This window comes from Paenibacillus sp. FSL H8-0175, assembly GCF_045040615.1.
Classification (GTDB): Bacteria; Bacillota; Bacilli; order Paenibacillales; family Paenibacillaceae; genus Paenibacillus_AQ; species Paenibacillus_AQ odorifer.
On sequence record NZ_CP150299.1, the window covers coordinates 1,669,386 to 1,694,489 of the forward strand.

21 protein-coding genes are annotated in these 25,104 nt (G+C 45.4%); 19 read left to right on the forward strand and 2 right to left on the reverse strand.

Going from position 1 to position 25,104, the window contains the following annotated elements; all coding sequences use genetic code 11:
• The first annotated feature begins 349 nt into the window (after positions 1-349).
• From MHH46_RS07250 to MHH46_RS07260, 3 genes are all read left to right on the forward strand, one after another.
• A complete protein-coding gene (locus MHH46_RS07250; protein WP_076193534.1) occupies positions 350-1,750 on the forward strand; it encodes a sugar ABC transporter substrate-binding protein in 1,401 nt (466 codons plus the stop codon).
• Positions 1,751-1,829: 79 nt separating this feature from the next.
• Complete coding sequence (locus MHH46_RS07255) at positions 1,830-2,753, forward strand: carbohydrate ABC transporter permease (protein ID WP_076193532.1); 924 nt, start codon at positions 1,830-1,832, stop codon at positions 2,751-2,753.
• Positions 2,750-3,619 (forward strand): carbohydrate ABC transporter permease, encoded by an 870-nt coding sequence (locus tag MHH46_RS07260; protein WP_076125340.1) that lies wholly within the window; start codon positions 2,750-2,752, stop codon positions 3,617-3,619. The genes MHH46_RS07255 and MHH46_RS07260 overlap by 4 nt, the downstream gene beginning before the upstream one ends.
• Before the next feature lie 214 nt (positions 3,620-3,833).
• Here MHH46_RS07260 and MHH46_RS07265 read toward each other — a convergent pair whose 3' ends face one another.
• On the reverse strand, positions 3,834-5,363 hold the full coding sequence (locus tag MHH46_RS07265) for a CdaR family transcriptional regulator (RefSeq protein WP_076193529.1): 1,530 nt from the start codon (positions 5,361-5,363) through the stop codon (positions 3,834-3,836).
• Between the two features lie 195 nt (positions 5,364-5,558).
• Here MHH46_RS07265 and MHH46_RS07270 point away from each other — a divergent pair, with 195 nt between their 5' ends.
• Genes MHH46_RS07270 through MHH46_RS07335 form a run of 14 tightly spaced genes read left to right on the forward strand, consistent with a single transcriptional unit; the run spans position 5,559 to position 21,882 of the window.
• Positions 5,559-5,810 carry an acyl carrier protein gene (locus MHH46_RS07270; protein WP_081386479.1) on the forward strand — a complete coding sequence of 84 codons (252 nt, stop codon included), beginning with the start codon at positions 5,559-5,561 and terminating at the stop codon, positions 5,808-5,810.
• An 11-nt stretch (positions 5,811-5,821) separates the two neighbouring features.
• Entirely contained in the window at positions 5,822-7,570 is a 1,749-nt protein-coding gene (locus MHH46_RS07275; RefSeq protein ID WP_076193524.1) for a CocE/NonD family hydrolase, read from the forward strand.
• 17 nt (positions 7,571-7,587) lie between these two features.
• Entirely contained in the window at positions 7,588-7,971 is a 384-nt protein-coding gene (locus tag MHH46_RS07280) for a holo-ACP synthase (protein WP_076193522.1), read from the forward strand.
• Positions 7,972-8,976, forward strand: coding sequence for a phosphate acyltransferase (locus tag MHH46_RS07285; RefSeq protein WP_076125330.1), 1,005 nt, complete (start codon positions 7,972-7,974; stop codon positions 8,974-8,976).
• Between the two features lie 4 nt (positions 8,977-8,980).
• On the forward strand, positions 8,981-10,114 hold the full coding sequence (gene buk, locus MHH46_RS07290) for a butyrate kinase (protein WP_076193519.1): 1,134 nt from the start codon (positions 8,981-8,983) through the stop codon (positions 10,112-10,114).
• Positions 10,107-11,030, forward strand: coding sequence for an alpha/beta hydrolase (locus MHH46_RS07295; RefSeq protein ID WP_076125327.1), 924 nt, complete (start codon positions 10,107-10,109; stop codon positions 11,028-11,030). Before buk ends, MHH46_RS07295 begins: the two co-directional genes overlap by 8 nt.
• Entirely contained in the window at positions 10,994-12,508 is a 1,515-nt protein-coding gene (locus tag MHH46_RS07300; protein WP_217696513.1) for an FAD-dependent oxidoreductase, read from the forward strand. Before MHH46_RS07295 ends, MHH46_RS07300 begins: the two co-directional genes overlap by 37 nt.
• 3 nt (positions 12,509-12,511) lie before the next feature.
• The gene (locus MHH46_RS07305) at positions 12,512-14,650 is read left to right on the forward strand and encodes an FAD-dependent oxidoreductase (RefSeq protein WP_081386478.1); all 2,139 of its coding nucleotides are present in this window, start codon (positions 12,512-12,514) and stop codon (positions 14,648-14,650) included.
• A 2-nt stretch (positions 14,651-14,652) separates the two neighbouring features.
• Positions 14,653-16,014, forward strand: coding sequence for an NADH-ubiquinone oxidoreductase-F iron-sulfur binding region domain-containing protein (locus tag MHH46_RS07310; protein ID WP_076125325.1), 1,362 nt, complete (start codon positions 14,653-14,655; stop codon positions 16,012-16,014).
• Between the two features lie 50 nt (positions 16,015-16,064).
• A complete protein-coding gene (locus MHH46_RS07315; RefSeq protein WP_076125323.1) occupies positions 16,065-16,508 on the forward strand; it encodes a hypothetical protein in 444 nt (147 codons plus the stop codon).
• A gap of 40 nt (positions 16,509-16,548) precedes the next feature.
• Positions 16,549-17,517, forward strand: a complete 969-nt coding sequence (locus MHH46_RS07320; RefSeq protein WP_076125321.1) for a 2-keto-3-deoxygluconate permease — start codon at positions 16,549-16,551, stop codon at positions 17,515-17,517.
• A 10-nt stretch (positions 17,518-17,527) separates the two neighbouring features.
• Complete coding sequence (locus tag MHH46_RS07325) at positions 17,528-18,493, forward strand: flavodoxin family protein (RefSeq protein WP_076125319.1); 966 nt, start codon at positions 17,528-17,530, stop codon at positions 18,491-18,493.
• Between the two features lie 45 nt (positions 18,494-18,538).
• Positions 18,539-19,549 (forward strand): 2-oxoacid:acceptor oxidoreductase family protein, encoded by a 1,011-nt coding sequence (locus tag MHH46_RS07330; protein WP_076125317.1) that lies wholly within the window; start codon positions 18,539-18,541, stop codon positions 19,547-19,549.
• A gap of 26 nt (positions 19,550-19,575) precedes the next feature.
• Complete coding sequence (locus MHH46_RS07335; protein ID WP_076125316.1) at positions 19,576-21,882, forward strand: thiamine pyrophosphate-dependent enzyme; 2,307 nt, start codon at positions 19,576-19,578, stop codon at positions 21,880-21,882.
• A gap of 325 nt (positions 21,883-22,207) precedes the next feature.
• Here MHH46_RS07335 and MHH46_RS07340 read toward each other — a convergent pair whose 3' ends face one another.
• Entirely contained in the window at positions 22,208-22,639 is a 432-nt protein-coding gene (locus MHH46_RS07340; RefSeq protein ID WP_076125314.1) for a hypothetical protein, read from the reverse strand.
• 341 nt (positions 22,640-22,980) lie between these two features.
• Here MHH46_RS07340 and MHH46_RS07345 point away from each other — a divergent pair, with 341 nt between their 5' ends.
• The gene (locus MHH46_RS07345; RefSeq protein WP_076193517.1) at positions 22,981-23,718 is read left to right on the forward strand and encodes a CPBP family intramembrane glutamic endopeptidase; all 738 of its coding nucleotides are present in this window, start codon (positions 22,981-22,983) and stop codon (positions 23,716-23,718) included.
• A 114-nt stretch (positions 23,719-23,832) separates the two neighbouring features.
• The gene (locus MHH46_RS07350; RefSeq protein WP_076193514.1) at positions 23,833-24,984 is read left to right on the forward strand and encodes a PdaC/SigV domain-containing protein; all 1,152 of its coding nucleotides are present in this window, start codon (positions 23,833-23,835) and stop codon (positions 24,982-24,984) included.
• The last annotated feature ends 120 nt before the right edge of the window (positions 24,985-25,104 follow it).

Below are 25,104 nucleotides of genomic sequence, written 5' to 3' on the forward strand. Positions count from 1 at the left end.
GCAATTGAATATTTTGGTTCAGCTGATTCTGCCGTTTTTATGAAAAAGCTGATTCTTTAAAGGTTGGAATTTTTAAAAATCAGGTTGAAAAATGCTATTTTCCCTAATAGAAAATCATGACACAATAACAATAAAGCGCTTACTTCATTAAAACATCCCAAGTTCATGAAGACTCTATACCACTTTTTGAAAATATTTACGATATTAAAAGTCGTATCTGCTGGCCGAAATTTCGGATTCCAAGCAAAGGTTGAAATTATTAAAAAAGTTGGTACTAAACGTTTAACTCAATAACTTAAGGGGTCAAACGGTTAGACATATCTATGTAATTATGAAGGGGGAGAGGGAAATGAAAGTAGGTAAAGCATTCGGGGCAGGTATTCTTTCAACTGCAATAGCGTTAAGTGTCATTGGCTGCGCGAAAGACGAGACAAACACAGTAACCAAGGCATCTGATGCACCCAAAGCATCTGAGAACGCAACCTCCAAGCCTGAGGAGAAGGTCAAAATTATCTATTCGATGTGGGGAAGTGCGGAAGAGGGAAATGTAACCCAGGGAGTGGCGGATAAGTTTAATGCTTCTCAAGACAGAATTGAAGTAGAAGTACAAGCAATTCCTTGGGAAAACTACATGACTAAGCTGAATACAATGGCTACGGCAGAGCAATTGCCTGACACAGGGATGCTCAGAGAAGATGGGGTCGTTCAGTGGTCTACCCAATGCATGCTGAATGATGTAAATACAATGTACGAAGGAAGCGACAGCAAACCACTCGATAGCTTAGCCTACAAATATCAAGGGAAAACCGTAGCCTACGCGGCTGCCAATGAAATCTTACTCCTCTATTACAACAAAGATATGTTTGACAAAGCCAATGTACCCTATCCCCCAGCCGCTTTAGACCAAGCGTGGACATGGGACGAATTTGTAACAACAGCAAAGAAGCTGACCCTTGATAAAAATGGTAAACATCCTGATGAGAGTGGCTTTAATGAGCAGAGTATCGTACAGTTTGGCGCATCCGTTGAAAACTTACCATGGCAGCTTGAGACCTGGGCGCTTGGTAATGGTGGAGGGTTCTATTCGGGTGATGGGACTGAGGTGAGAATTGGAGAAGACGCCAGTATAGAGGGAATTCAGAAGGTTGCAGATCTTTACTTGAAGGATCATGTTGCTCCGTTGTCTGTCGGACAGACTGATGATGGCATTCAACGAACCATCATCGCGGGAACTGTTGCCATGGCTACTAACGGTGCGTGGAACGTGGGAACTAGTCTGAATACGGCCAAGAATGAAGGCTTGAACTATGGCGTTGCAGTATTGCCTTACATGAAGGAAAAGGTTACCCTCAACACGGGTGGCGCCAATGTCGTCTTCTCCCAGACTAAGCATCCAAAAGAAGCGATGGAATGGCTGAAATGGTACAACTCAGAAGAAAATAACTGGGGCCTCATTAGCTCGGGGATCTGGATGCCGACGCTGGAGAAGTGGTACACGGATGAGACCCTTACCCGTAAATGGGTCGAAAATCCTAACTTCCCTGTTTATGACGAATATAAATCTGCAGTAGTCGATTATGCGCAATCACCTGCTGTGAAGCCTGCAGCGTGGTTCTATACGAATCATACGACGGAGTTTAACACCTTGCTCGGGTCGGTTCTAGGGGATGTATGGACTGGAAAGACGACCGCTAAGGATGCTATTTCTAAAAATCTCGATGCGTTGAAAGCAGCCCATTCAGGCAATTAGTAAAGTTCGTAAAAGACTGGCCGCTGCCAAGCTCACACACGCGGCGGCCATATTATGATCTTCAGGTGGGGAGATAGAGATGGAAATGATTAATAAATCTCCGAAACGTCGTTCACGTATTCATGCAGGTGAGGCACGAGCCGCGTATATATTATTGATCCCTGCCTTCCTTGGGCTGATCTTTCTAACGTATCTACCTCTTATTGGGGTGCTCGGGATCAGCTTAACGAATTGGACGGGACTTTCAGACCCCAAATTTGTTGGCTTCGAGAATTATATTAATCTATTTACCACTGATCCTTATATTAAAGATTCTATTATCGCTACGGTCTACTTTGCCGTCTTATCGGTAGTTGGAGGCATGATTTATTCACTTTTTATTGCGATGCTACTGAATCGTAAAATTCCGGCTAGAGGGTTTTTCCGGGCTGTGTTCTATGTACCGTACGTTTTGCCGGCAGCCGCAATATATGTAGGATGGTCCTGGTTATACGAAGCTAATTTTGGATTTTTTAACTTTATTCTCTCTGAGATGGGTTTGAACAAAGTTTCTTTTATCGCGGATTCCAGCTATGTCATTCCATCCCTATCCTTGATTTCGGTTTGGCTGTCAGGTAACTTAATTGTTATTTTCTTAGCTGGGCTGCAAAATGTTCCGGTCGTCTACCATGAAGCGGCTGAAATGGATGGTGCGAATGGATGGAAACGATTCTTGCATATCACTTTACCGTGCATGTCGCCCATTATCTTTTACAATTTGCTAATGAGCTTGATTGCCAATCTCCAAATTGTTACGCCGGCTCTTTCATTAACGAATGGGGGCCCGGGTAATTCTTCACGCTTTTTAACTTATCTGATGTATGATCAAGCTTTTGTAAATTATAAATTGGGGTATGCTTGTGCGACAACAGCCGTTATTTTTGTTATTCTTGCAGGCTTTACTGGTGTATTATTCAAAACCTCCAACCTATGGATCTTTAATGAAGGGGGCGATGACAAATGAGTGTAGCCTCATACGGAAGATTAAAGAGCAAAAAACGTAATAATCAATGGATGAACCTGATCTCGTTTGTCGTTGTTATTTTTTTTACTATACTCGTGCTCTTTCCAATCTGGTGGATATTTCGCACGTCGCTCATGTCGAATGCCGAGATATACCAATATCCGCCTTCACTGCTGCCAGGAAATTGGTTGTTTTCAAACTATGCAGAAACGCTAGAGATCTTTAAGTTTTGGAAATATTTATGGAACACTATGATTATTATTGTACCCGCCTGTCTGGCAGGAACCTTTACAGCGACTTTATGCGGTTATGCCTTTGCAAGACTGCGTTTTCGGGGCAAAAAATTGATTTGGGCTCTTTGTGTCGGTTCGATGCTTCTACCTGCCATGGTTACACTTATTCCGCTATATATTGGGTGGACGAGAGGCTTAGGAATTCATGACAGCTATCTGCCGTTGATTTTGCCTTATTTCTGTGGTGGCGGGGCTTTTAATATCTTTTTGATCAGGCAGTTTATCATGTCTATACCGAGAGAGCTTGATCAAGCAGCAACGATCGATGGCGCTGGATATTACCGCATTTTGTTCAGCATTATTATGCCGGCCATTAAATCTGCGATGATCGTCGTCGCATTATTTATCTTTATCGGTTTATGGAATGATCTACTTCAACAGATGATTTACATAAACTCAAGCGATAAGTATACGATAGCCTTGGGACTAACCGCCTTTAGAGGCCAACTAAAGCAGGACTGGTCGCTGACGATGGCGGCTACGTGTATGTCCTTTGCGCCGGGTGTCATTTTTTATCTGATTGGTCAAAAATATTTCGTAGAAGGAATCACGTTGACAGGACTGAAAAATTAGCTCCAATGGCTAAAGATAGCGCACTGTAATCTGCTCTGAAGTATTAATGGGGGCACCTTTCTGCTAAGGCTTAAGTTCCGAGCCCGGCGGTATAAGGTGCCCTTTATTTGTGCTGTAAAAGCTTCTACAGATTATGAATAAAGTTATATAGGTTTGCTGGGACGAGTCCTCTCTTTGAATTGGAACGTCCATACAAATTCCTCGAAGATTAGTTTTATTTATGTACTTCGTATTTTAAGTTCAGAAAATGAAATGTCAATTGCAGTTTGAGACGAATATCACCGTTGCTTAAGTCTAATTGGAAAAGCTCCCGGATCCTGTTGATACGATAGAACAAAGTGTTTCTATGGATAAAAAGTGCTTTTGCCGCAAGAGCTGGAGTGTCCACATACTGAAGATAGGCTTCAAGGGTAGGCAGCAAACTTGTTTTGTGGGTATGGTCATAAGCAATAAGCTTCTGAATAACCGGATGACAGAAATCAGCAAGATCATGATGTTCAGATATGATTTTTCCAATATGCTCACAGAGATAGTCCTCATACACATAGATTGACTTGTTAAAGTCAAGTTGGAGTCCTAAGTCGATGGCAGCCAGACATTGTTTGTAATATTTTCGCAAAAAATTTAATTGACTGAAGGAATCACTCATTGAAGCAGTCAGACTATTTACTTGCAGAAACTCCAGAATCCGTTCTTCTTTAGTAATTATTTCGTGGGATGAATCGGTGAGAGAGATTAGAAATACAATGCGCCCTTGAAAAACGATCCAACGGTTGTTTGGCAGGAATTGACTTAGATGCTGCGCGACCAGTTGAACTTTTCCCTCAAAAAAACCGTTGTTTTGGTCAATTAAGGTCAACACACGCAAGTTAGAGGACAGCGGCCACTCCATATGAGCCAAGCGCATTGCAATGACATTAGCATCATAGAGATCACCAGTAAGGAGTTCGGTAAGCAGAAAGCTATGAACCATTCCTTGATTGGATTTATAGAAATCACTCTTCTGCAATTCTACCGAAACCAGTTCGCAAAGAAATTTTACTAGTTCAAAATCAATATCAGTAAATTCACGATCAAGCTCCATAACACTAACCTGTGCAAATTCTATACCGTGGACGTACACAAAAGCTGTAATCCAACCGTTCTTGGTCTCGGGATCACGAGAGTAATAAGGAAAAAGAGCCATCCGGGTCCGCTCGTATAAATTGGATTTCTTCATGCTTTGAATATTTCGGTCAAGGACATAACCTAAGTGTCTCTGTTGTTCAATATCAGGTCGGCTGGGAATAGGTGCTTGACACATAGCAAGTAATTTATAGCCAGCATCAACAATGATAACCGGATTACCAAAGATGCGGGTGGCTTCATTCGTCATGTGCTGCAATCCTTTGTTGGAGTTAAGTGCAGAGATAAGCGTGTGCATATGCTCAATAAGCCGATTCTCATGAGCAAGGATAGTAGAGATTTTCTCTGAAAGATCCAGCAAATCCAGTTCATTTGGCAGAAGGGTAAGGCAAGTATAAGAATCAACAGATGCGTCACAATCCTGAATACAGAAAAGTGGGGTGTCTGTTGGAAAGTCCCTTGGTATATCTGAAAGCTTGCCTAAATAGGCAGTGTCAGTCTTGAATACGGAGTAGGGTCGCAGGATAGCAAATTCGTTAATCTCTTTGGTTTGTAATGCCTCTTCCGGCCAGGCAAGACAACAGTCGCTAAGTTTTCTGATGATCTTTTGAAGATTCACGAGAACAGCCTCCAATAGCACTAGGAACCTTTGTGCAATTTTACAAAACTTTGTTGAAATAACCGATCACGATTAAGTTGCAGTACATGGGAGATAACGCTCTCATTATATATACTGAAATTATCACATGCAGCAATAAATGACACTTTAGCTTGAAAATGTGTGATGAGCTGTATTCAACAAGGAGGGATTGTATTGGAATTACGTGAAGAAATTTATGCGAAGCTGGTGGAAAGAGCTTCGCCTTTATTCGGGAAGAAGCCGGAGGATTTGTCGGAAAGTCTTTCATTTACGAGTGATTTACAGGCAAAATCTGTGCATTTTTCGCAGATCACTACTTTCTTGGAGGACGCTTTTAATGTTGAAATTCCATATATGAAATTTCGCCGGAAACAAACCATCGCTGAGGCTGTTGATTATGTGCTGGAAATTTGCGAGAACGGATAAGGAGAAGGACAATGAACAAATTTTTTACAAAGAAAGAAATGTTTCAGGGCGAAGAGCTTGAGAGTATTTACCGTGTGGCCCGTCGGCCTGTTAATAAAGAGCAGGATATTGATCTTTCTGCAAGTGAAAATCCAATGGATGCAATGGGACAAGGTTTCTGTCCTCCCTTCAACCAACGAACATACATTGCGGGTGAAGGCGTGATCTGTCAGCAAGACGTACCCGTTAAAATGCGTGACGGGGTGACTATCTACTGTGATATATATATGCCGGAAAACCGAATAGACAAGATTCCTGCACTAGTTTCCTGGAGTTTTTTCGGGAAAAGGCCAGGAGAAGGAATGAGTGAGTGGCAGATTATGGGCGTTCCTCCGCAGACCGTATCCAAACTCGCAAAGTTCGAGTCTCCGGACCCTATGTATTGGTGCCGAATGGGTTACGCCGTTGCCAACGTTGATACTCGCGGTGCAGGTCATTCCGAAGGTGATGTAAGCATGTTCAGTCGTCAGGATTGTGAGGATGGCTATGATTTTATCGAATGGCTGGGTGTTCAATACTGGTGTAACGGTCGAGTGGGTATGGGAGGAAACTCTGGTGTAGCCATGACCCAGTATCGTGTAGCAGCTTATCAACCTCCCCATCTCGCCTGTATAGCCCCGTGGGAAGGCACGACTGATGTGTACCGGGAAGCAATTTATGAAGGGGGCATCCCAGCACTTAGCTTCAATGAATTCATCGCAGCTTCGGTTACGGGGAATGGCGGTGTCGATGATCAAGTGGCTATGGCACGGAAATATCCTTTAATGAACGGTTACTGGCGTGACAAAATTCCTGATTTCAGCAAGATTACGATTCCGTGTTACTGTACCGCCGGCTGGAGTCATTTTCATCTGCGTGGTTCAATTCAGGGCTATCGTAAAATTAAGACGAAGCAGAAATGGCTGCGCGTACATCGCGATTTTGAATGGGCAGATGCTTATGATCCTTACAATCTTGAGGACCTGAAGCGCTTCTATGACCGCTACCTGAAAGACATTCATAATGGCTGGGAATTAACCCCCCGTGTCCGGCTTGATGTTATGGATGCTTTCGATTGTGATTACCAGGTACAGCGCAAGGAAAAAGGATTTCCTCTGGAGCGAACTCAATATACACGTTACTACCTGGATGCGGCCAGCATGAGCATGCAAGAAGGTCCTGTTTCTGCCGCATCCGAAGCAACTTACGACTCGGACAGTGGAGAAGCAATCTTTGATATGGAAATTAAAGAGGATACTGAGCTGACCGGTTATATGTTTTTACGGCTTTATGTTGAAGCAGCCGGGCATGACGACATGGATCTTTTCATTAATATTCAGAAGGCTGATGGAGAGGGCAATTGGATTCCCTGGCATGTACTGGATGAGCCGCATCCCGGAGCATGGGGTAAGATTCGTGTTTCGCACAGAGAGCTTGATTCAAAGCTTAGTACCCACTATCAGCCTGTGCTTTCTCACGAACGTGAGCTGAAGCTCACTGGGGGAGAGGTAGTTCCGGTGGATATCGAAATTGTACCTTCCAGCCGGATCTGGCATAAAGGTGAGAAACTGCGGGTGCAGGTGGCAGGCCGCTATATCCGGGAGGGTTGGTTCGAGCCTCTAGCGTGGGACACAGACAATAAGGGCAGACACATCATTCGCACTGGCGGGGAATATCAATCCTTCCTTCAGGTACCGGTAATTCCGCCACGTTATCAATCTGGTGAATATATCTACCGTTAGATATGGAGGAAAGTCCGATGATCGGTGTGGGGACAGATATCGTGAATTTTTCTCATCTGCGAGCCATTACGCTGGTGCAGGAAGATCCATTTATACAAAAAACATATACTCCGAATGAGATCGCGCAAGCTATAAGCCGTCCGGAGCCTTTTTATTACTATGTAACGCGGTTTGCCGGCAAGGAAGCGGTGTTCAAGTCTCTAGCTATCAGTGGCGAGGGAGTTAGTCTCAAAGAGATTGAAATCCTTAATGATGCCGAAGGGCGGCCTAATGTGATACTGCATGGGGAAATCGCCAAACGGGTGCTGCAAAGCTCATGTGCGCAAGTGAAAATTTCCCTTTCTTATGATACAGACTACGCGGTGGCCTTTGCCATAGCTGCAGATGGAAGGAGTATATAAATGAGCCTGCTGGAAACGCTCGAGCAAAAAGCACGTCTTCATCCCAAAAGGGTGGTTTTCCCGGAATGTGATAATGAAATGATTTTGAAAGCCGCCGCGGAGGTGGTCGCACGCAAGATAGGCCAACCTGTGCTAATTGGCAATTCAGAGAGTATCAGTGCGCGTGCGGTGGAACTTGGAATTTCGACTGAGGCATTCAGTTTCTTCAATAATTCGAATGAGCAGCAGTTAGAAGAACTCGCTGACGAATATACAGCACGTTTTGATGAGTTGAGCAGAAAAGCGGTCCTGCGCAAGGCAAAAGATCCAGTAAACTGTGCGATGCTGCTGGTTAAGACCGGCAGGGCTGATTGTGCAGCTGCTGGACGCGAGTATACTACGGCTGAGGTTATAGTGGCGGCTCAAAGCATTATCGGGATGCAGGAAAGCTTTAGCAGCATTTCAAGTCTTGGTATTGTGAATGTGCCGGGCTTTGAGGGTCCTGAAGGTCAGCTGCTTGCTATAGCTGATTGTGCGGTGAATGCCGCTCCCGATGCTGACGAACTTGCTGACATCGCCATATCCTCTGGATATACTGTCAAAACGCTGCTCGGCTGGGAGCCTCGTATTGCTATGCTTTCCTTTTCTACATGTGGCAGCACGGAGCATGAGAGTATTGATGTTATCCGCAAGGCAATCGATATTGTACATGGCAGAGTGCCGGACTTGAAGATCGATGGTGAATTTCAACTTGATGCAGCTATATCCCCAGGGGTGGCTGCAAACAAAGTGAAGCGTGAAAGTGATGTCGCTGGCAAGGCAAATGTGCTTATATTTCCAAATCTGCATGCCGGGAATATAGGTGTCAAGCTGATACAGCTTTTTGGTAAAGCCGATGCATATGGGCCTGTACTTCAAGGCTTTGCACAGCCGATCTGCGATTTTTCCCGCAGTGCTCCGCTTTCCGAAATGATGGGCAATATTATTATGCTAATTGTACGCGCACAGCATGGAAAGGAACTGTGAAGACATGGAAAGGATATATAAAATTTTTACGCTCAGCCCAGGCTCTACTTCAACAAAATTGGCGGTTTTTGAGAACAACACACAAGTATTCAAAGCGAATGTTGCCCATGACCCGGCAGTTCTAAAGACCTTTGCAACTATTGGCGACCAACTTCCTTACCGGCGCGAGACGATTCTATCGGAGTTATATAAGGCTAAAATCAGCCTTACTGCTATGGATGCTTACGCTGCGTACAGTGGAGGTTTGGAAAGCATGGTTGGTGGCATTTATCCGATTAATGAAGCCATTCTTAAGCATTCCCGGGAGGGAAGAACGGTCAAGCATCCGGCAATTCTCGGCGCACAGCTTATTCAAGCATTCTCGGATGAATTTGGCGGAGCACCTGCATATTTGGTCAACCCGCCTGATGTTGACGAATATGAGGAGCTGGCCCGTTTTACAGGGATAAGGGGCATTTATCGAGAGAGTAGAGTACATGTGCTCAATCAGAAAGAAGTCGCCATGCGGTATGCCAAAGAACTACGCAGACCGTATGAGGAATGCAACTTTATTGTGGCGCATGTGGGCGGGGGACTATCTGTTACTGCCCATAAGAAGGGAAGAATGGTAGACGGCAATGATGTACTAAATGGAGAAGGTCCTATGGCGCCGAATCGTTCTGGCTCAGTCCCTGCCGTCCCCATTATTGATATGTGCTTCTCCGGTGAATACACCCATCAGGAAATGATCCAGAAGATCAGCAAGACAGGAGGACTAGTCAGTCATCTCGGTACAGATAACACCATGGAGATCAAAAAAATAATTGCTAGCGGAAATACTTATGCGAAGCTTGTTTATGATGCTATGGCTTATCAGTTATGCAAAGCTGTCGGTGCTTGCGCAGCAGTTCTTCAAGGCCAAGTGGACGGGATCATTCTCACAGGCGGCGTCAGCAATGACCTCTATTTTACAGGTTTTGTGGAGCTATACTGTGGCTGGATCGCACCTGTTAAGGTGTACGGGGGTGATTTTGAAATGGAGGCACTTGCGGCAGGCACTGTGCGTGCTCTGAACGGTGAAGAAGAAACCAAAGTGTATACGGGTTATCCCGTATGGGAAGGTTTCAACAGAACAGAAACAGGAAAATCAAATGGATGATTTCTTGCAAAGCTTCATTAAAATCATACCCTCCATTCGTGCATCTGAAAGAATGGTCCTGTTGTCACAGCATATTCATGGAGAGCGGCTGGAAATACCTTGCGGTGAAAGCCACAGTGTTGAAGTTTGGTTGCATCGTGCCCAGCGGCAAAACTCGCCAGTACTTTTTGAGCTGCATGGCGGGGGGCTAGTGCTTGGCGATGCTGCCAAGGATGATAACCTGTGCGAGGAAGTCAGAACTCTTATTGGCTGTCACGTAGTAGGGATAAATTACCGCAAAGCTCCTGAGAATCCTTACCCTGCAGCGCTAGATGACGTCTGTGGAGTAATGAAGTGGTTTGCCGAAAATGCTGAAAGCTTCAGTATGGACCCTTCACGGTTTGCAGTTATGGGATTCAGTGGAGGGGCGACTCTTGCTACAGCCGCATCAATGAAGGCAAGGGAACAGGATCGCTACTCTATTTGCTGCCAGATTTTGCATTACCCCTATCTTGATGCCGTAACTGATCCGGCAGCGAAGGAGCGCTGTTTGTCCGATATGGCCCCAGAGTTGATGAAAGCGTTTACTTTTCTATATTCAAGTGAGGAGCAACGGAAGGAACCCTATGTATCACCGCTCCATGCGCCTGAACGGTTCATTACTAATATGCCGCCGGTCATTATAGTACTTGCCGAGTGTGATGCGTTGTGCTATGAAGGCGAACAATATGCAATTCGTTTGTCCAGGGCAGGCGTTCCAGTCTTTATACGGCAGATGCAAGCTGCGCACCATGGCTATATAGAAGATGCTTTTAATAGTGCCTGTTATAACGAACTTCCCATAGATACAAAAGAAACCCATGCAATCAACTTCCGTGAGCTGGCAAATGAGGCGGTGGAATGGAGTGCGCAATGGTTAAGGATGTATTTAAATTAATGTTTCTAGGAAAGGAACTTTATATGAGACGGATCGAGACAGAAATAGTTGTAATTGCCGCAGGACCTTCCGGATTGGCAGCCGCTGCGCAAGCTGCTGAGAACGGAGCGAGGGTAGTAGTGCTGGAGAAAAACAGTACGGTAGGTGGCGCAGCAAATATGGGGATGGGACCTCTGGGGATAGGTACGCGGCAGCAAAAATCCATGATGGTAGATATCAGTGTAGAACGGGCCTTCAAAATGTTTATGGAATATACGCATTGGCGCGTAGATGCCACTCTTGTGAAAAGGTATTTTGAAAATTCCGCCAATACCATTACCTGGCTAGAAGAGATGGGCGTCCAGTTTGCTGGCGCATACAAATATTTTCCGAAATCTGAGCAGACCTGGCATATCGTAGCAGTGAACGGTGGCATTGGCCGCAATGGCGGTGCCATCATGAATAAAGCAATCATGGAATACGCACGTGAGCATGGGGTTGAGTTTTATCTTGAATCCCCTGCTCAGCGTATTCTTACAGATGGACAGGGCAAGGTCTGCGCAGTTATTGGCAGAGGGCCTGATGGTGAAGAAACTGAGTTCCGATGCAAGGCTGTTGTTGTAGCTACGGGAGGTGCAGGTGATAATCCAGAGATGATTAAGGAGCGCACCGGCTATAGCTACAAGGAGGATATGTTCAATTTTGCAATACCCGGACTCAAGGGTGACGGAATTCGTATGGCCTGCGAGGCAGGGGCTGCGACAACCGATATGACTGTTGAAATGATCTACATTCTGCCACATTCGGATACCGGTCCGGATAGTGTGCCTGCCGTACTGATGCAACCTAACCTGATGGTGAATCAACTCGGCAAACGTTTTATTAATGAGGAAGAAATGCAGAACAATACCTTCACCGGCAACGCCATCGCTATTCAAAAAGGGCGTGTAGGTTATTCCATTATTGATTCCACTATTCTAAAGGGGTATAAGCGCAATGGTCTTGATGTCATAAACTTTGTGCATGACCCGGATGATGTCAGTGATTTTGATGAGGTCGTAGAGGATTACATCCTTCAGGGCAATCCGGACATTATCAAAGCAGACAGCATTGAGGAGCTAGCTGAAAAACTTGGGATCGTTCCAGAGGCTTTGCTCGATACAGTTGATGAATACAACGATATGTGTGATAGAAGTGATGAGCTCTTCTTCAAAAACAAGACTTATATGAAGCCTGTTGTGAAGGCACCCTTCTATGCCGGATGCTTTCGTCCCAGCGCGTATGGCACACTTGGCGGTATAAAAATAAACGATAGAGCAGAAGTGCTGGATAAGGAATGGTTGCCTGTACCCGGTCTGTACGCTGCCGGTACAGATACCTGTACCATTTACGGGGACAGCTATATGTTTCTTTTACCCGGAAACACGATGGGTTATTGCTTGAATACGGGACGTTTTGCTGGTGAAAGTGCCGCTGAATATGTGAGAGCAGAGGAATAAACGATGAAGGACGAACAAGTGACACTGGTGATTGACGGAAAGACCGTATCTGTGCGTACAGGTGGAACGATTCTAGAAGCTGCACTATCAAACGGTATCTATATCCCGAACCTCTGTTACCATGAGAATCTTCGTCACACTGCCTCCTGCCGACTCTGCATGGTGCGTCAGGAAGGGAAAAAGGGTGTCGTGGCTGCCTGTGCTGTAAAGGCGGAAGAAGGAATGGTCATTGACAGTAAGGATGCTCTCGCTGAAAACGTACGAAAGCTTTCTGTTGATTTAATGTTCAAAACACATCCAAGTGAGTGTACAGGCTGTCCAAAATTCGGACACTGCCAGTTCCAATCCATTTCCCAATTTGTCGGAGATACGGGGCGCCGCCTCCGGGCCAACCCGATCCGTATTGCTGAGGATGTCAGGAACCCGATTATTCTTCATGAAATGACCCGCTGTATTCTATGTGGAAGATGTGTGCGTGCATGTGAAGAGATGCGGGGTGTGGGAGCTATCCGCTTTGAGAAGGTTCAGGGCCGGTTGCAGGTTGTAGTAGATGGTAATTCCCTGCAGGATGCAGATTGCCGCTTTTGCAGTGCTTGTGTAGAGGTATGCCCCACAGGAGCTATTCGTGAACACGAGGCCATTACGCAGAAGATGACTGGAAAGTCCCGTACAGATGCCCTGGTTCCATGCCGGGCGGCTTGTCCTGCCCATATTGATATACCCAAATATCTGCGGTTCATACGGGAAAAAAATTATCCGGCTGCGGCTGCCGTCATGCGCGAAAAAGTACCGTTTCCCCACGCGCTCGGGTACATATGCACCCATCGCTGCGAATTGGAGTGTAAACGTAATTTTCTCAATGAACCGGTGGCCATACGTGACCTGAAACGCCATGCCTGCGAGCATGATGACGGTAGTTGGAAAACTCGTTCTTTCCAAAAATCGGCCACTGGCAAAAAGGTCGCTATTATTGGTGCAGGTCCTGCTGGTCTGACGGCTGCCATGTACCTTGCAAAGCTAGGTCATGAGATAACTATTTATGAAGAACGCCAAAAGGCTGGCGGTATGATGCAATACGGGATTCCACAGTATCGTCTTCCCCGGGAGATCGTTGACCGAGAAATCGGCATGATCCTGGAGTTGGGTGTGAAATTACAGACCGGTGTTCGGATTGAATTTCCGGCCTCCCTGATCTCAGAAGGATTTGATGCTGTTTTGGTAGCCGTAGGGGCTCATAAGGGAGCGCGTCTGCCACTGAAGGGCGCCGGGCTGGAAGGCGTATATACGAATATTGAATTTCTGCGCCAGACGGCAGAGGGGGAGGCTCCGACTGTCGGTAAGAACGTAATTATTCTGGGTGGGGGAAACGTTGCCTTGGACTGTGCAGGAATCGCAAAACGGTTTGGCGCGGAAACCGTTCATCTGGCTTGCCTTGAAAGCCGAAATAAGATGACCGCATCTCCTGAAGAGCTTCGCTGGGCTGAAGAAGAGGGAGTGCTGGTGCATAACAGCCGAACGTTTCTCGCCATTAACGGCAGCGGCGACGGTAAAGTGAACGGGCTGCGGATGGCAGAAGTGAAAGGCTTCCAGTTTGATGAGAATGGCAGGAGTGTCATTGATCTTATACCTGGCAGCGAAACGATACTCCCGGTTGATACAGTGATTTTTGCAGTAGGTCAAGGACCTGATTTGGTAGAGGGCTGTGGGTTAGCCCTTGGTCGTGGCAGCCGCATTGTTGTCGAAGCGAATAGCTGTGCTTCAAGCATTCCCGGTATTTTCGCAGCCGGAGACTGTGTAACAGGCACAGATTCAGTTATTCGTGCCATAGCAGGGGCGCGCCTGGCTGCTTCAGAGATGGACCGGTTTCTCGGCGGGGACGGCAATATTGAGGAAAATCTTTCACCGGAGCAGGCGGTTTGCCCGAGAATTGGTGCAATTAAAGGCATGAGTGATAGAAAGCGAAAGAAAACACAGATTGTTGCGCCAGAGGAGCGTTGCCAATGCTTTGATCCGATGGATCTGGGTTATTCTGAGGCGCAAGTACCGGATGAGGCGCAACGTTGTCTGCAGTGTGATCTGCGACTAGAAATAGCTGCGCAAAAATTTTGGAATGATTATTCGAGTGTTGCCAGAGGTGAATAAAGATGCCACATGAAGTCAGCCGAACTCCCCATTTTCTGTCGCCTTTCCCGAATGCTGAAGAGCCTGCTATTCAGGAGCTTTTGGAGAATAGGCTAGCAATTTCAGCTTCGGACGCGGCAGTAAGAATTAGAGCACTTGCATTGACGGATAAACAAGGAGTGCTTCTCGATGAACGTTTATCCGCAATCAATCCAGATGACGGGAGACCCGTATTAATCTGCTCTCTCGCACAGGAGTTAGATGGATTCACGGACTTTATTCTTGCGCATGTCGCGAGTCGAATAGCAGCAGGGCTGGCAATGGCTGCGAAGATTTGCATGGATTGTGAGATTCTGATCTATGCCGAGACAGAGGCGCAAGCTGAGATGTTGGCGGCACCGCTGCGTGAGATAGCTCCGGCCTCGCTTATATCAGTGAAGTACGGACCGGCTTCTCCTGTCCTGCGGGAAGAAACAGCATTATACAATGCCATAGACAATGGTGTAATACGTTGTGACTTATGGGTGAAAAGCTTCAGTGCCGAAGGCTGGCAAGGGAGACCTACCTTCCTGCTGGATGTGGAGACTGCGTACTGGATTTACGAAGGTGTAAGCAGTTCCCGCCGTCAGGAGAAATTAATAATGATTACAACAGATGAGAGAACCAGGGTTGTGGCAGTTGCACTTGGCACCCCTGTGTCTGCTCTGTTAGAGGAGCTTGAACTTGCGCCAGCCAAGCCCCTGCTGCTGGGTGGCATGCTCGGGCACTTCGCATCGGCTCCGGCCTTAACTTCGGAATTCATAAGCTATGATTCTGTTTATGACAGTATCCGAATCTTTACCGACAAGCACTGTATGGCAACTATCGCCAAAGGGTTACTTAGCGCTGCAGCGGAGACATCCTGTGGAAAATGTGTGATTTGCCGTGAGGGGAGCTGGCAACTCAAAGCAGTCTTCACTGATGTTACCGAAGGGCGAGCAAAAAAAGAGGATCTTGATTTAGTAACAGATATTGGCGAATTAATCGGAGCAGGATCTTTTTGCGCATTTGGAAGAAATATGGTGGGGCCGGCGTTATCTGCTGTTGCCTGCTCCCGTCTTGATCTTGAAGCCCATATTGTACGCAAGACCTGTCCGGCTTCGGTGTGTACCCATTTTCTTGCCTATGTCATTGATCCGAAATTATGCAGCGGCTGCGGGGAATGTCTTGATGTCTGCCCGGAAAATGCAATCCAAGGGAAATCAGGCTATATCCATATGATCGATCCGGCGATTTGTGAAAAATGCGGAAGGTGTACGGAAGTCTGTGAAGAGAATGCGATTGTCACTGCATCTGGTCGCATCCGTGTCCCCAAACAGCTGACCAGGGTGGGCAGATTCAAGTAAGTAACAGAAAAATGGAAAGAGCATGCCATATCGGCTGCGGGTGCAGGAAAATGAGTAAGACATATTCTTTGTATTTTAAGCTTGTGTTGAATCTTCCCTCTGCGGCGGCGATGTCGCTTGCAGCTTCCCTGATGAATGAGGGGATTAATGGACGAACATGGGTGTTCACCCTGGTTGGTTTCTCGCTGGCTTGTCTTATTAACGATTTTATTCCCTTGATGAGGATTAGCGACTGGTTTACGGGGCTTTTTGCTCTAAAGAAGGATTTACTGGCGGGTCAATGTGTCGGCTGTCTGCTAATAAACTTCATTCCTGTAACTGTAATCAGCGGAGTGATGGCTCTGCTTGGCACATCAAACCTGTCAGGCTTTCTCACCTCATTTACTGGGAATTATCCGGTGCTTTATTTGGTTTCCTATCTAATGACCATGATCATGACACCTCTAGCCAAAGCTGCCGGGAATAAAGCATGCGCAAGAGTAACAGTCAGATAGAGGAAGGACACGATTACTTGGAAGAAGGGAATCGCCGTACATGAAAATATTAGAGAGAATACAGGGAATATCAGGCGGAATGATGCTGCTTCCTATGGGAATCGCTGCAATAATGCATACTTTTTATCCGAGAACCTTGATGGTTGGCAATCCGTCCACTGCTGTATTTTCGAATGCGGGAACGATGACGATCGTGGGAATTCTGCTAGTATTCTGTGGTATTCAGTTCAAACCTCAACAGCTTGTGACAACTCTGCGGCGGGGCGGCATACTAGTTGCGGTAAAACTTGTTCTTAGTGTTGTTTTTGGGATCGTTGTTATGAAGCTTTTCGGTTTGGCGGGTTTTGGAGGAATCTCTACCCTGGCACTTGTGGCTTGCATCACTAGTTGCAATCCCGGCATGTACCTTGCGCTGATGGAGAATTATGGTGATGACACTGACATTTCTGCGTTTGCTCTGCTGAACCTTATCGGGCTACCGTTCATACCCGTCTGTATTCTTGGTTTCTCTTCCGGAAATGGGATTGACGCTCGAAGCATCATGGCTACTTTAATTCCATTTGTAGTCGGATTTCTTCTGGGTATGTTTGATCCTGCTGTTCGTAATTTTTCCAAATCAGGGACCTCACTTATGGTGCCTTTTCTGGGGTTTTGCCTTGGGGCGAATATCGATCTCAAGAGCGCACTCAGCTCATGTGGGCTGGGGCTGATTTTGTTCTTGATCTTTACCTTGATTAATAACATCCCCATGTTGTTAGTTGACCGATTCTGTCTGAAACAAGACGGGCATGCTTCTGCGGCGATTTGTTGTGTAGCCGGGTTATCCATAACGGTACCTCAACTTATGGCAGAGGTCGATCAGGCATATCTGCCTTATGTTGAGAGTGCCCGCGCACAAATTGCATTCGCAGTTGTTGCCAGTGCAATTGTCACTCCAGTTCTTGTGAAAAAGCTGAAACGATCTCGTGGATCAGTTTCTGAAAATATGCTTAACAAATTCGAATTGTAGGAGGCTACTAATGAAAATTTTAGGGATCAGTTGCGGAAGAAGAATGAGCAATTCAGAAATCCTTGTTAAAGAAGCTTTAATGGGTGCTGAGGAGCTTGGTGCCGAAGTAGAACTTGTGCGTCTTAATGATTTACATATTAAACCTTGCACCGGTTGTAATGCTTGTGTAGTGAGTCTGCTTGAAAAGTGTGGCTCAGGAGACTGTGTGATAAAGAATGATGACTATGGATTTATTGATGAAAAATTAATGGAATGCGACGGATTAATCTTGAGCTCAGCCATTTATGAAAAGAGTCCTAACGGATTATTGAAGATTCTGAATGACCGTATGGGGCCTTCTCATGACATTGCTTTCCGGATGATTGCCAAGAAGCAACGCGAGGAAAGAGGGATTACTACCGGCAAAGGTCCGGATGAAAGAAGCTTTAAAACTAGAGTAGCTTCTCTTATTGCTGTAGGAGGAAGTGAGTGGGACACACTCGCATTGCCGATGCTCCACCTTTTTACGTTGCCGATGCAAATTAATGTAATAGATAAAATGCTGGTCAATTGGGTTGGCTTACCTGGAGCAGTTGTGTTCAGGGAGGAAGAACTTAAGAGAGCAAGACAATCCGGTCGTCATGTGGCTGAAACACTCATGAATCCAGATACGGAAGCGAAGTATATTGGCGAACCTGGTTTATGTCCAATCTGTCATTCCAAACTCATAGAAATCAGAAATCATGATGATAATTACCCAGCAATATGTGGAATTTGCGGGGTCAGGGGGACTCTGGAGGTGGAAGACGGTAAAGTAAGATTTGATATCGCCGAGGAAGATAGAGCACATTCCCATGTTCTAATCTCCGGAAAGCTTGGCCACGCAGATGAATTATATCAAGTTTCTTTAAAACGTAATCCAAAGGCTGACGAATTGCCTGAACGGTTGAAGAAGTACAAAAATTATTTAGCTTATTCCAGACCTGAACGGGATTAATGCTCGCAAGAGTATTACTAGTCTTCTAGTGAAAGGAGTTCATTTATGATTGAATTACCACGAATTAACGATCTCGGATTTTTTGAAATTCGACTGGAGTCTATTGGAGGCTTGGGAGCTAACCTGGCGGGTAAAATGCTCGCAGAAGCGGGAGTCGTCGGAGCGGGGCTGAACGGCGTAAGCTTCTCGTCTTATGGATCAGAGAAAAAGGGCTCTGCTGTAAAGGCCCACATCCGCTTCTGTGATTTAAACACGCATATCCGTGATACTTCGCCGGTAGAGCGTCCCCATGTGGTTGGGGTGTTCCACGAAGCGCTTGTCAAGACCGTTAATGTCACCAGCGGGATTAATGAAGACAGCACTGTTCTTGTGAACTCGGCCAAGACGCCGGAAGAACTCAAAGAGCTGCTGAAGATGAAAGCCGGAACCATTGCTGTGATCGACGCGACAAGCATCGCACTGAAAGAGAAAAACCGTGTAAACATGGCGATGCTGGGTGCCCTGTTCCGGCTCTGCCCATTCCTGGTTGCTGAAACGATGAAGGGCGTTATTGAGAAATCGCTCGGCAAAAAATATCCGCAGGCTGTACAATCGGCTATTACGACTTTTGAGCGCGGCTACAATGAAGTGAAGTTTATGCACTTCGAGCTGGAGGCAGGGGACAGCATGCCTGAATATGTGCGTTCCGACATTTCGCCGTTTGGCTATGAAACTCAGCCTATAGGCGGTACGATCATCAATCCGGGAAGTAGCTTCCTCAAGAACCTGAGCATTTCCCGTTCCGGAATGATTCCGGCTTATGAAAATGAGTCCTGCATTAACTGTGCACAGTGTGACACCGTCTGCCCTGACCAGTGTTTTGTGTGGGAAGAACGGCTTGACCGCAAGGGGCGCTCACAGATGTTCCTGCGGGGCATCGATTATCAATATTGCAAGGGTTGCCTGAAATGCGTAGGCGCCTGCCCGACCTCGGCACTCTCAAGCATGCGCGAGAAGGAAGGCTATGCCGACAGCCATACAGTGCATCATCCATTCGATCTCATCACGCAAGCGTAAATCTGGTTAGAAAGGCGGAATGAACAATGGCTATTGATTATGAAAAAGAAATAGGTTCTGCCAAAGTAGAACAGAAATTCCTATATGAATCAGGCAATGAGATGGCGGCCTATGCTGCGCATCAGATCAACTATCATGTCATGGGGTATTTCCCGATCTCGCCATCGACAGAGGTTGCACAATTCCTCGATACGATGAAAGCCAGCGGCCAGCATGACATTATGCTCGTGCCCTCAGATGGTGAGCACAGCTCGGCAGGTATCTGTTATGGCGCTTCTACAGCCGGCGGACGCGTATTTAACGCCACCAGTGCGCAAGGCTACATGTACATGCTTGAGCAGCTGCCTGTACAAGCCGGTACGCGGATGCCCATGGTTATGAACCTGATTTGCCGCTCCATCTCCGGACCGTTGAACATTCACGGGGACCACTCCGATTTGTATTTTGCACTCAATACCGGCTGGCCGATTCTGATGTGCCGTGACCCGCAGTCGGTCTACGACATGAATCTGATGGCACTGAAGCTGGCTGAGCATGTCAAAGTCCGCCTGCCGGTTATGGTAGCTTCGGACGGATATTTCACTTCTCACCAGAAGCGCCGCGTACAGGCTTTTGCGCACCGCGCAGATGTGCATAAATTCGTAGGCGAACAGCCGCCAGCCGGCTCAACCGATACCCTTGACCGCAACAATCCGGTTACTGTTGGTCCTTACATGAATGAACCGGATTATATCAATAATCGCTATCAGCAGTCTGTGGCCATGTACAATGCCGGTGAAGTGTTCGAAGAGATCGCTCAGGAATTTGCTGATCTGACCGGACGCCATTATGAGGTGATTGAGCAGTACCGGATGGGGGATGCCGATGTGGCTGTCTTCCTGATGAATTCCGCGTCCGAGATCATTAAGGATGTTGTGGATCAGTTGCGACTGCAGGGAGTCAAAGCCGGAGCGATTTCACCGAACATGATCCGTCCGTTCCCGCAGAAGCAGATCGCGGAAGCACTGAAGAATGTCAAAGCCATTACTGTTGGTGACCGTGCGGATTCCTTCGGCGGACACGGCGGCAACATGGTTAACGAAATCAAGGCAGCGCTGTTCACTTACGGGAATACAACGACTAAAGTCATCAGCCGGATTTACGGATTAGGCGGCAAGGACTTCTATGCTGAAGATGGCCATCATTTCTTCCAGCTGGCGTTGGATGCTGTTGTTGCTGACCGTGTTGAAGTACCGTTTGATTACTACGGCCACAATCCTGGTGAACCGGAAAAGGCACCGCAGCGCCTGCTTAAGCCGATGAATTTCGATTTGTTGAAGACGGGCCTCATTACTGTTACTAAAAATGAAGAAACCGGAAAGCTGGCCGTGAAGATTCCCCCGATCCGCAGTTTGATGAAGAAACCAAGACGCCTGGCTCCGGGTCACGGCACATGCCCGGGCTGCGGAATTTTCTCGGGTCTTGAGCTGTTCTTCAGGGGAATTGAAGGAGATATCGTTGCGCTGTACCATACAGGATGCGCAATGGTTACAACAACCGGCTATCCTTATTCGTCGCACAAGTCAACGTTCATCCATAACCTTTTCCAGAACGGTGCGGCTACGTTGTCCGGGGTGGTAGAAATGTTCTGGGAACGCAAACGCCGCGGAGAGCTGGATGGACTGGGCCTGAGGAATGACTTTACTTTCGTTATGGTAACAGGCGACGGAGGTATGGATATCGGGATGGGACCAGCCATTGGTGCTGCACTGCGTGGACATAAAATGATTATCATCGAGTATGATAATGAAGGTTATATGAACACTGGTGCACAGCAGTCTTATTCAACACCGCTCGGTCACCGGACTTCTACTTCAAGCATCGGCAAGACCCAGCAGGGTAAAGTCACCCAGCATAAAGATACTGCCCAGATCATGGCAGCCACTAATATTCCTTATGTATTCACCGGCTGTGAAGCCTATCCGCAGGATCTGCTCAAAAAAGCAGCTAAGGCCCAATGGTACGCGCAGAATGAAGGTCTGGTCTACGGCAAGATTCTGATTGCCTGCCCGTTGAATTGGATGACCGAAGACAAGGATGGGACGGATATTGTATCCTTGGCGGTGGAATCCTGCTTCTTCCCGCTGTATGAAGTGGAACAAGGCACAACGACCATTACGTACAATCCGGAGAACAAGGACAAACGTATTGAAGTCTCTGCCTGGCTGAAGACGATGGGTAAGACCCGCCATCTGCTCAAGCCTGAGAACGAACCGGCTCTGCGCAGCTTTGAGAGCGAAGTTCAGCGCCGCTGGAGTCGTCTCAAAGCGAAACACGAGCATTCTGAATTGTAAATATAGTTTTTTAAACATTACACTTATCGATATTTTGATTCGGAAGTGGATGATTTGCTCAAGGGAGTATATCTGAAGATCGAGAAGAGCGGATACAGCGGGAGATAGCGAAGGAGCTGGGGATCTCACGGAGTTATGTTTCGAGAGTGAATTTAAGAAACAAAGTCTGGGAATAGATTAATACCTGTGAGGACAGGGGATTCGTCGGTTTACGTTACTTTATTTATATAGTGTAGAAGTTAAAAATCATGATAAAAAAGCAACTTATCTGCGGATAAGTTGCTTTTTGGCGATACGTCATTCTTTAGCTAATTCGGCTCTTTTATTATTCAGAGCGGTTCTGCTCAATCATTAGATTGTACCTCTTCACAAGCAGCTTGTTGAAAAAATAAAAACATAACCCGTTAAGCAATCCTATTACGGTTGAACTGAATGCCGAGATTAGATATCCTTCATTTTCTACATTTGAAACAAGGTTAATGACAATAATTGAAAGAATTAGACTGAAAGCAAAACCTCCCAAGGAGAAATATAACAAATTGAGTAGAAAAACTCCTCTTCGCTTCTTAATCAAGCTTTCAATAAAATCATTTAAATAGATAATAAGTAAAATACCATAAACTAATAATAGGGCAATAAGCCCATAGAAACCAGCAGGTGGTGGCTTATCCGCAAGAGCAAAAAAGATGACAGTCCAAAAAAAGAAGAATGTGAAGAAATTTATCGTTTTAATTTTTTTTAACAGCTTCAGGTCCATAACATTGGTAAACCTCGCTTTTTAGTTTTTTAACAAGAGAACTGTTTATTCTATTATTACCTGTCTATTTTATCAAAACAACATAATTATTTCTGAAATAGATTCATTTTTTTATACATTTTCATGAATTTGCAAAATTAAGTGATGAATTAATTTCAGTTTATTCAAAACTTGTGTAAATATTGTAATTCTTTTCTGAAAAAATTGTAAATGTTTCAGAAAAAAATGGGAGTATAGTGTGATAGTACAAAAAACAGCTGACTGTATTTCTATTCTCCGCATCATTGGTTTTAGTATTCAGAGAGTATAGCTTTTCATTATTTTCAGGAAGGATTTGATTAATGATGAGTAAAAGTAATTTTTTTAGATTTGAGCGTAAAAATGATGATTTTCCGTTCTACAGTGAACTGCAATCCCCTACTCTAAATTTGAAAACCAGCCTAATATTTCTGATAGCTGTTGCTGCAGGTTTTGCATTGTTTCTTATTGGGTTTGGAGGTACTTATGGACATCCTTTTATAAATGTGATTTTCCCATTAGCAGCAGTTATCTTTGTTGCACGGAGTCAGTGGACATTACTTTTCAGAAAATTAGTTGCTAAAGATATTATATTAATTCTTGGGACGTACATTGTAAATCTTATTGTGACCTATGGTGTTGGTTTTATTATTACGAAATTATTTAATTTTAGTGCAAATCCAGTGAGTGAAGGATTCAATGGTAATTTTTCCGATACAATTACGACGTTCCTGACAATGCTCCCGATGCTTTTTGGAGAAGAATTAATAACGATCCTTCCATTCTTAGTCATTTTGTACTTAGGAGTAAAAAAACTTAAACTGAACAGAAAGTCTGCGATTATCTTAGCGTGGATTGTAGTATCCATTATTTTTGGCGCATACCATTTACCAACTTATAATTGGAATATTGCACAAGCCATTCTCGGTATCGGCATTGTACGGATTGTTCTGCTCTATCCATACATTAAGACTAAAAACATTTGGACATCGTTTATAGTGCATGTGCTAAATGACTGGACACTTTTTGGATTTGCCTTTATGGTTTCAATGCATCATTGATTAGCGAATTCCATGTAAAAATTGTAATCTTTTTCTGAAAATACTGTAAACCATCCGGGAAATGACGGGATTATAGTGTGATAGTAAGAAAATGACTAAAAGGAGATCTTCAAAATGGAAACTCAAGTTAAAAAATTCACAACTAAAAAGCGGATGTCCGTACTTCTATTGTCAGCAGCACTGGCTGCAGTTGGCACAGCGGCGGCTTTACCCGTGTCTGTCGGATCAGTTCATGCTGCAGCCACTACTGCAACAATAACCTCCAGGGTGAATGTCCAGGTTAAAGGTAAAGCAATCGGGACTCAGGCTTTCCTAAGCCCATTAGGTAATACACTCATTCCGCTTAAAGACGCAGCGCAAGCATTAGGTGCAGCTGTTAAATACGATAACAAAAATCATAGTGTAGAGCTTACCCTGGGAGAGAATACTGTAAATTATTCATTGGATATCGACAGTGCACTTGTAAAGTTAAATGGAAGCGGTCTGGGACAAAGATATGAAGCTCAGGTAATCGGAGGAACTTCTTTTGTTGCAGTGCAAGCCTTGGTTGAACCTTTCGGATATTTGGCCCAATGGAACGGACAAACCCGTACTGTCAATATCACGAATGCAGGAATGAATGAACTGACTATAACTGCCGGTAAACTCCAGTCTTCTAATTCCCATAAGGATGTAACCATCAATATCGTATATCCAGTTGTATCGCAGCTTGCGAATCAAAATGCCGAAGCGGCAATTAATAAAGCGGTGAAAGCTCAGGCACAGAAGTTTCTAGATGCCTCGGAAAAACAACTGGCTAAGTCTGGTGCTCCAGCGGAAGGAGCGACATACGATTTCGAACTGGCCTACAAGGTGACTTACAATCAAAATGGAGTGATTAGCTTCCTGCTTACCAATTATCAATACCTCGGCGGAGCTCATGGAGGCGGCTCACAAACAGGTCTTACTTACTCTCTGCAGGATGGTACGACAATGAAGCTGGGAGATTTGCTGAAATCCAACAGCAATTACAGTCAGGTTATTAAGAAATCACTTCAAGAACAAGTCCAAAAAGGTACTGAGTCTTCTATCTACTCTATTGACCTGTTCAATAAGTTAACTAAAGATTCTAATGCATACCTGGATAACTTCTACTTGACTAATGCAGGATTCACTGTTTTTTTTGTTCCAGGTGATATAGCAGAAAGTGTTGTAGGCAGTCCTGAATTCAAATTCACATGGGCTCAGTTCCTTTCGAATAATGCGGATCCGTTCGCTGCTTATTAGGTCGTTTTTTGACTTCAATCGTTTTTTTTCATCGTTACTTTATCACAAAAGAGTTTTTTTAAAAGCAACTTGCCAACTGGGAAGTTGCTTTTTTTGTTGAGTTAAGTAGGGGGGACTAAA

Bases quoted from the DNA above. Each gene is read 5' to 3' on its own strand.
- MHH46_RS07250 (WP_076193534.1), top strand. From the start codon at position 350: ATGAAAGTAGGTAAAGCATTCGGGGCAGGTATTCTTTCAACTGCAATA.
- MHH46_RS07255 (WP_076193532.1), top strand. From the start codon at position 1,830: ATGGAAATGATTAATAAATCTCCGAAACGTCGTTCACGTATTCATGCA.
- MHH46_RS07260 (WP_076125340.1), top strand. From the start codon at position 2,750: ATGAGTGTAGCCTCATACGGAAGATTAAAGAGCAAAAAACGTAATAAT.
- MHH46_RS07275 (WP_076193524.1), top strand. From the start codon at position 5,822: ATGAACAAATTTTTTACAAAGAAAGAAATGTTTCAGGGCGAAGAGCTT.
- MHH46_RS07280 (WP_076193522.1), top strand. From the start codon at position 7,588: ATGATCGGTGTGGGGACAGATATCGTGAATTTTTCTCATCTGCGAGCC.
- MHH46_RS07285 (WP_076125330.1), top strand. From the start codon at position 7,972: ATGAGCCTGCTGGAAACGCTCGAGCAAAAAGCACGTCTTCATCCCAAA.
- buk (WP_076193519.1), top strand. From the start codon at position 8,981: ATGGAAAGGATATATAAAATTTTTACGCTCAGCCCAGGCTCTACTTCA.
- MHH46_RS07295 (WP_076125327.1), top strand. From the start codon at position 10,107: ATGGATGATTTCTTGCAAAGCTTCATTAAAATCATACCCTCCATTCGT.
- MHH46_RS07300 (WP_217696513.1), top strand. From the start codon at position 10,994: ATGGAGTGCGCAATGGTTAAGGATGTATTTAAATTAATGTTTCTAGGA.
- MHH46_RS07305 (WP_081386478.1), top strand. From the start codon at position 12,512: ATGAAGGACGAACAAGTGACACTGGTGATTGACGGAAAGACCGTATCT.
- MHH46_RS07310 (WP_076125325.1), top strand. From the start codon at position 14,653: ATGCCACATGAAGTCAGCCGAACTCCCCATTTTCTGTCGCCTTTCCCG.
- MHH46_RS07315 (WP_076125323.1), top strand. From the start codon at position 16,065: ATGAGTAAGACATATTCTTTGTATTTTAAGCTTGTGTTGAATCTTCCC.
- MHH46_RS07320 (WP_076125321.1), top strand. From the start codon at position 16,549: ATGAAAATATTAGAGAGAATACAGGGAATATCAGGCGGAATGATGCTG.
- MHH46_RS07325 (WP_076125319.1), top strand. From the start codon at position 17,528: ATGAAAATTTTAGGGATCAGTTGCGGAAGAAGAATGAGCAATTCAGAA.
- MHH46_RS07330 (WP_076125317.1), top strand. From the start codon at position 18,539: ATGATTGAATTACCACGAATTAACGATCTCGGATTTTTTGAAATTCGA.
- MHH46_RS07335 (WP_076125316.1), top strand. From the start codon at position 19,576: ATGGCTATTGATTATGAAAAAGAAATAGGTTCTGCCAAAGTAGAACAG.
- MHH46_RS07340 (WP_076125314.1), bottom strand. From the start codon at position 22,639: ATGGACCTGAAGCTGTTAAAAAAAATTAAAACGATAAATTTCTTCACA.
- MHH46_RS07345 (WP_076193517.1), top strand. From the start codon at position 22,981: ATGATGAGTAAAAGTAATTTTTTTAGATTTGAGCGTAAAAATGATGAT.
- MHH46_RS07350 (WP_076193514.1), top strand. From the start codon at position 23,833: ATGGAAACTCAAGTTAAAAAATTCACAACTAAAAAGCGGATGTCCGTA.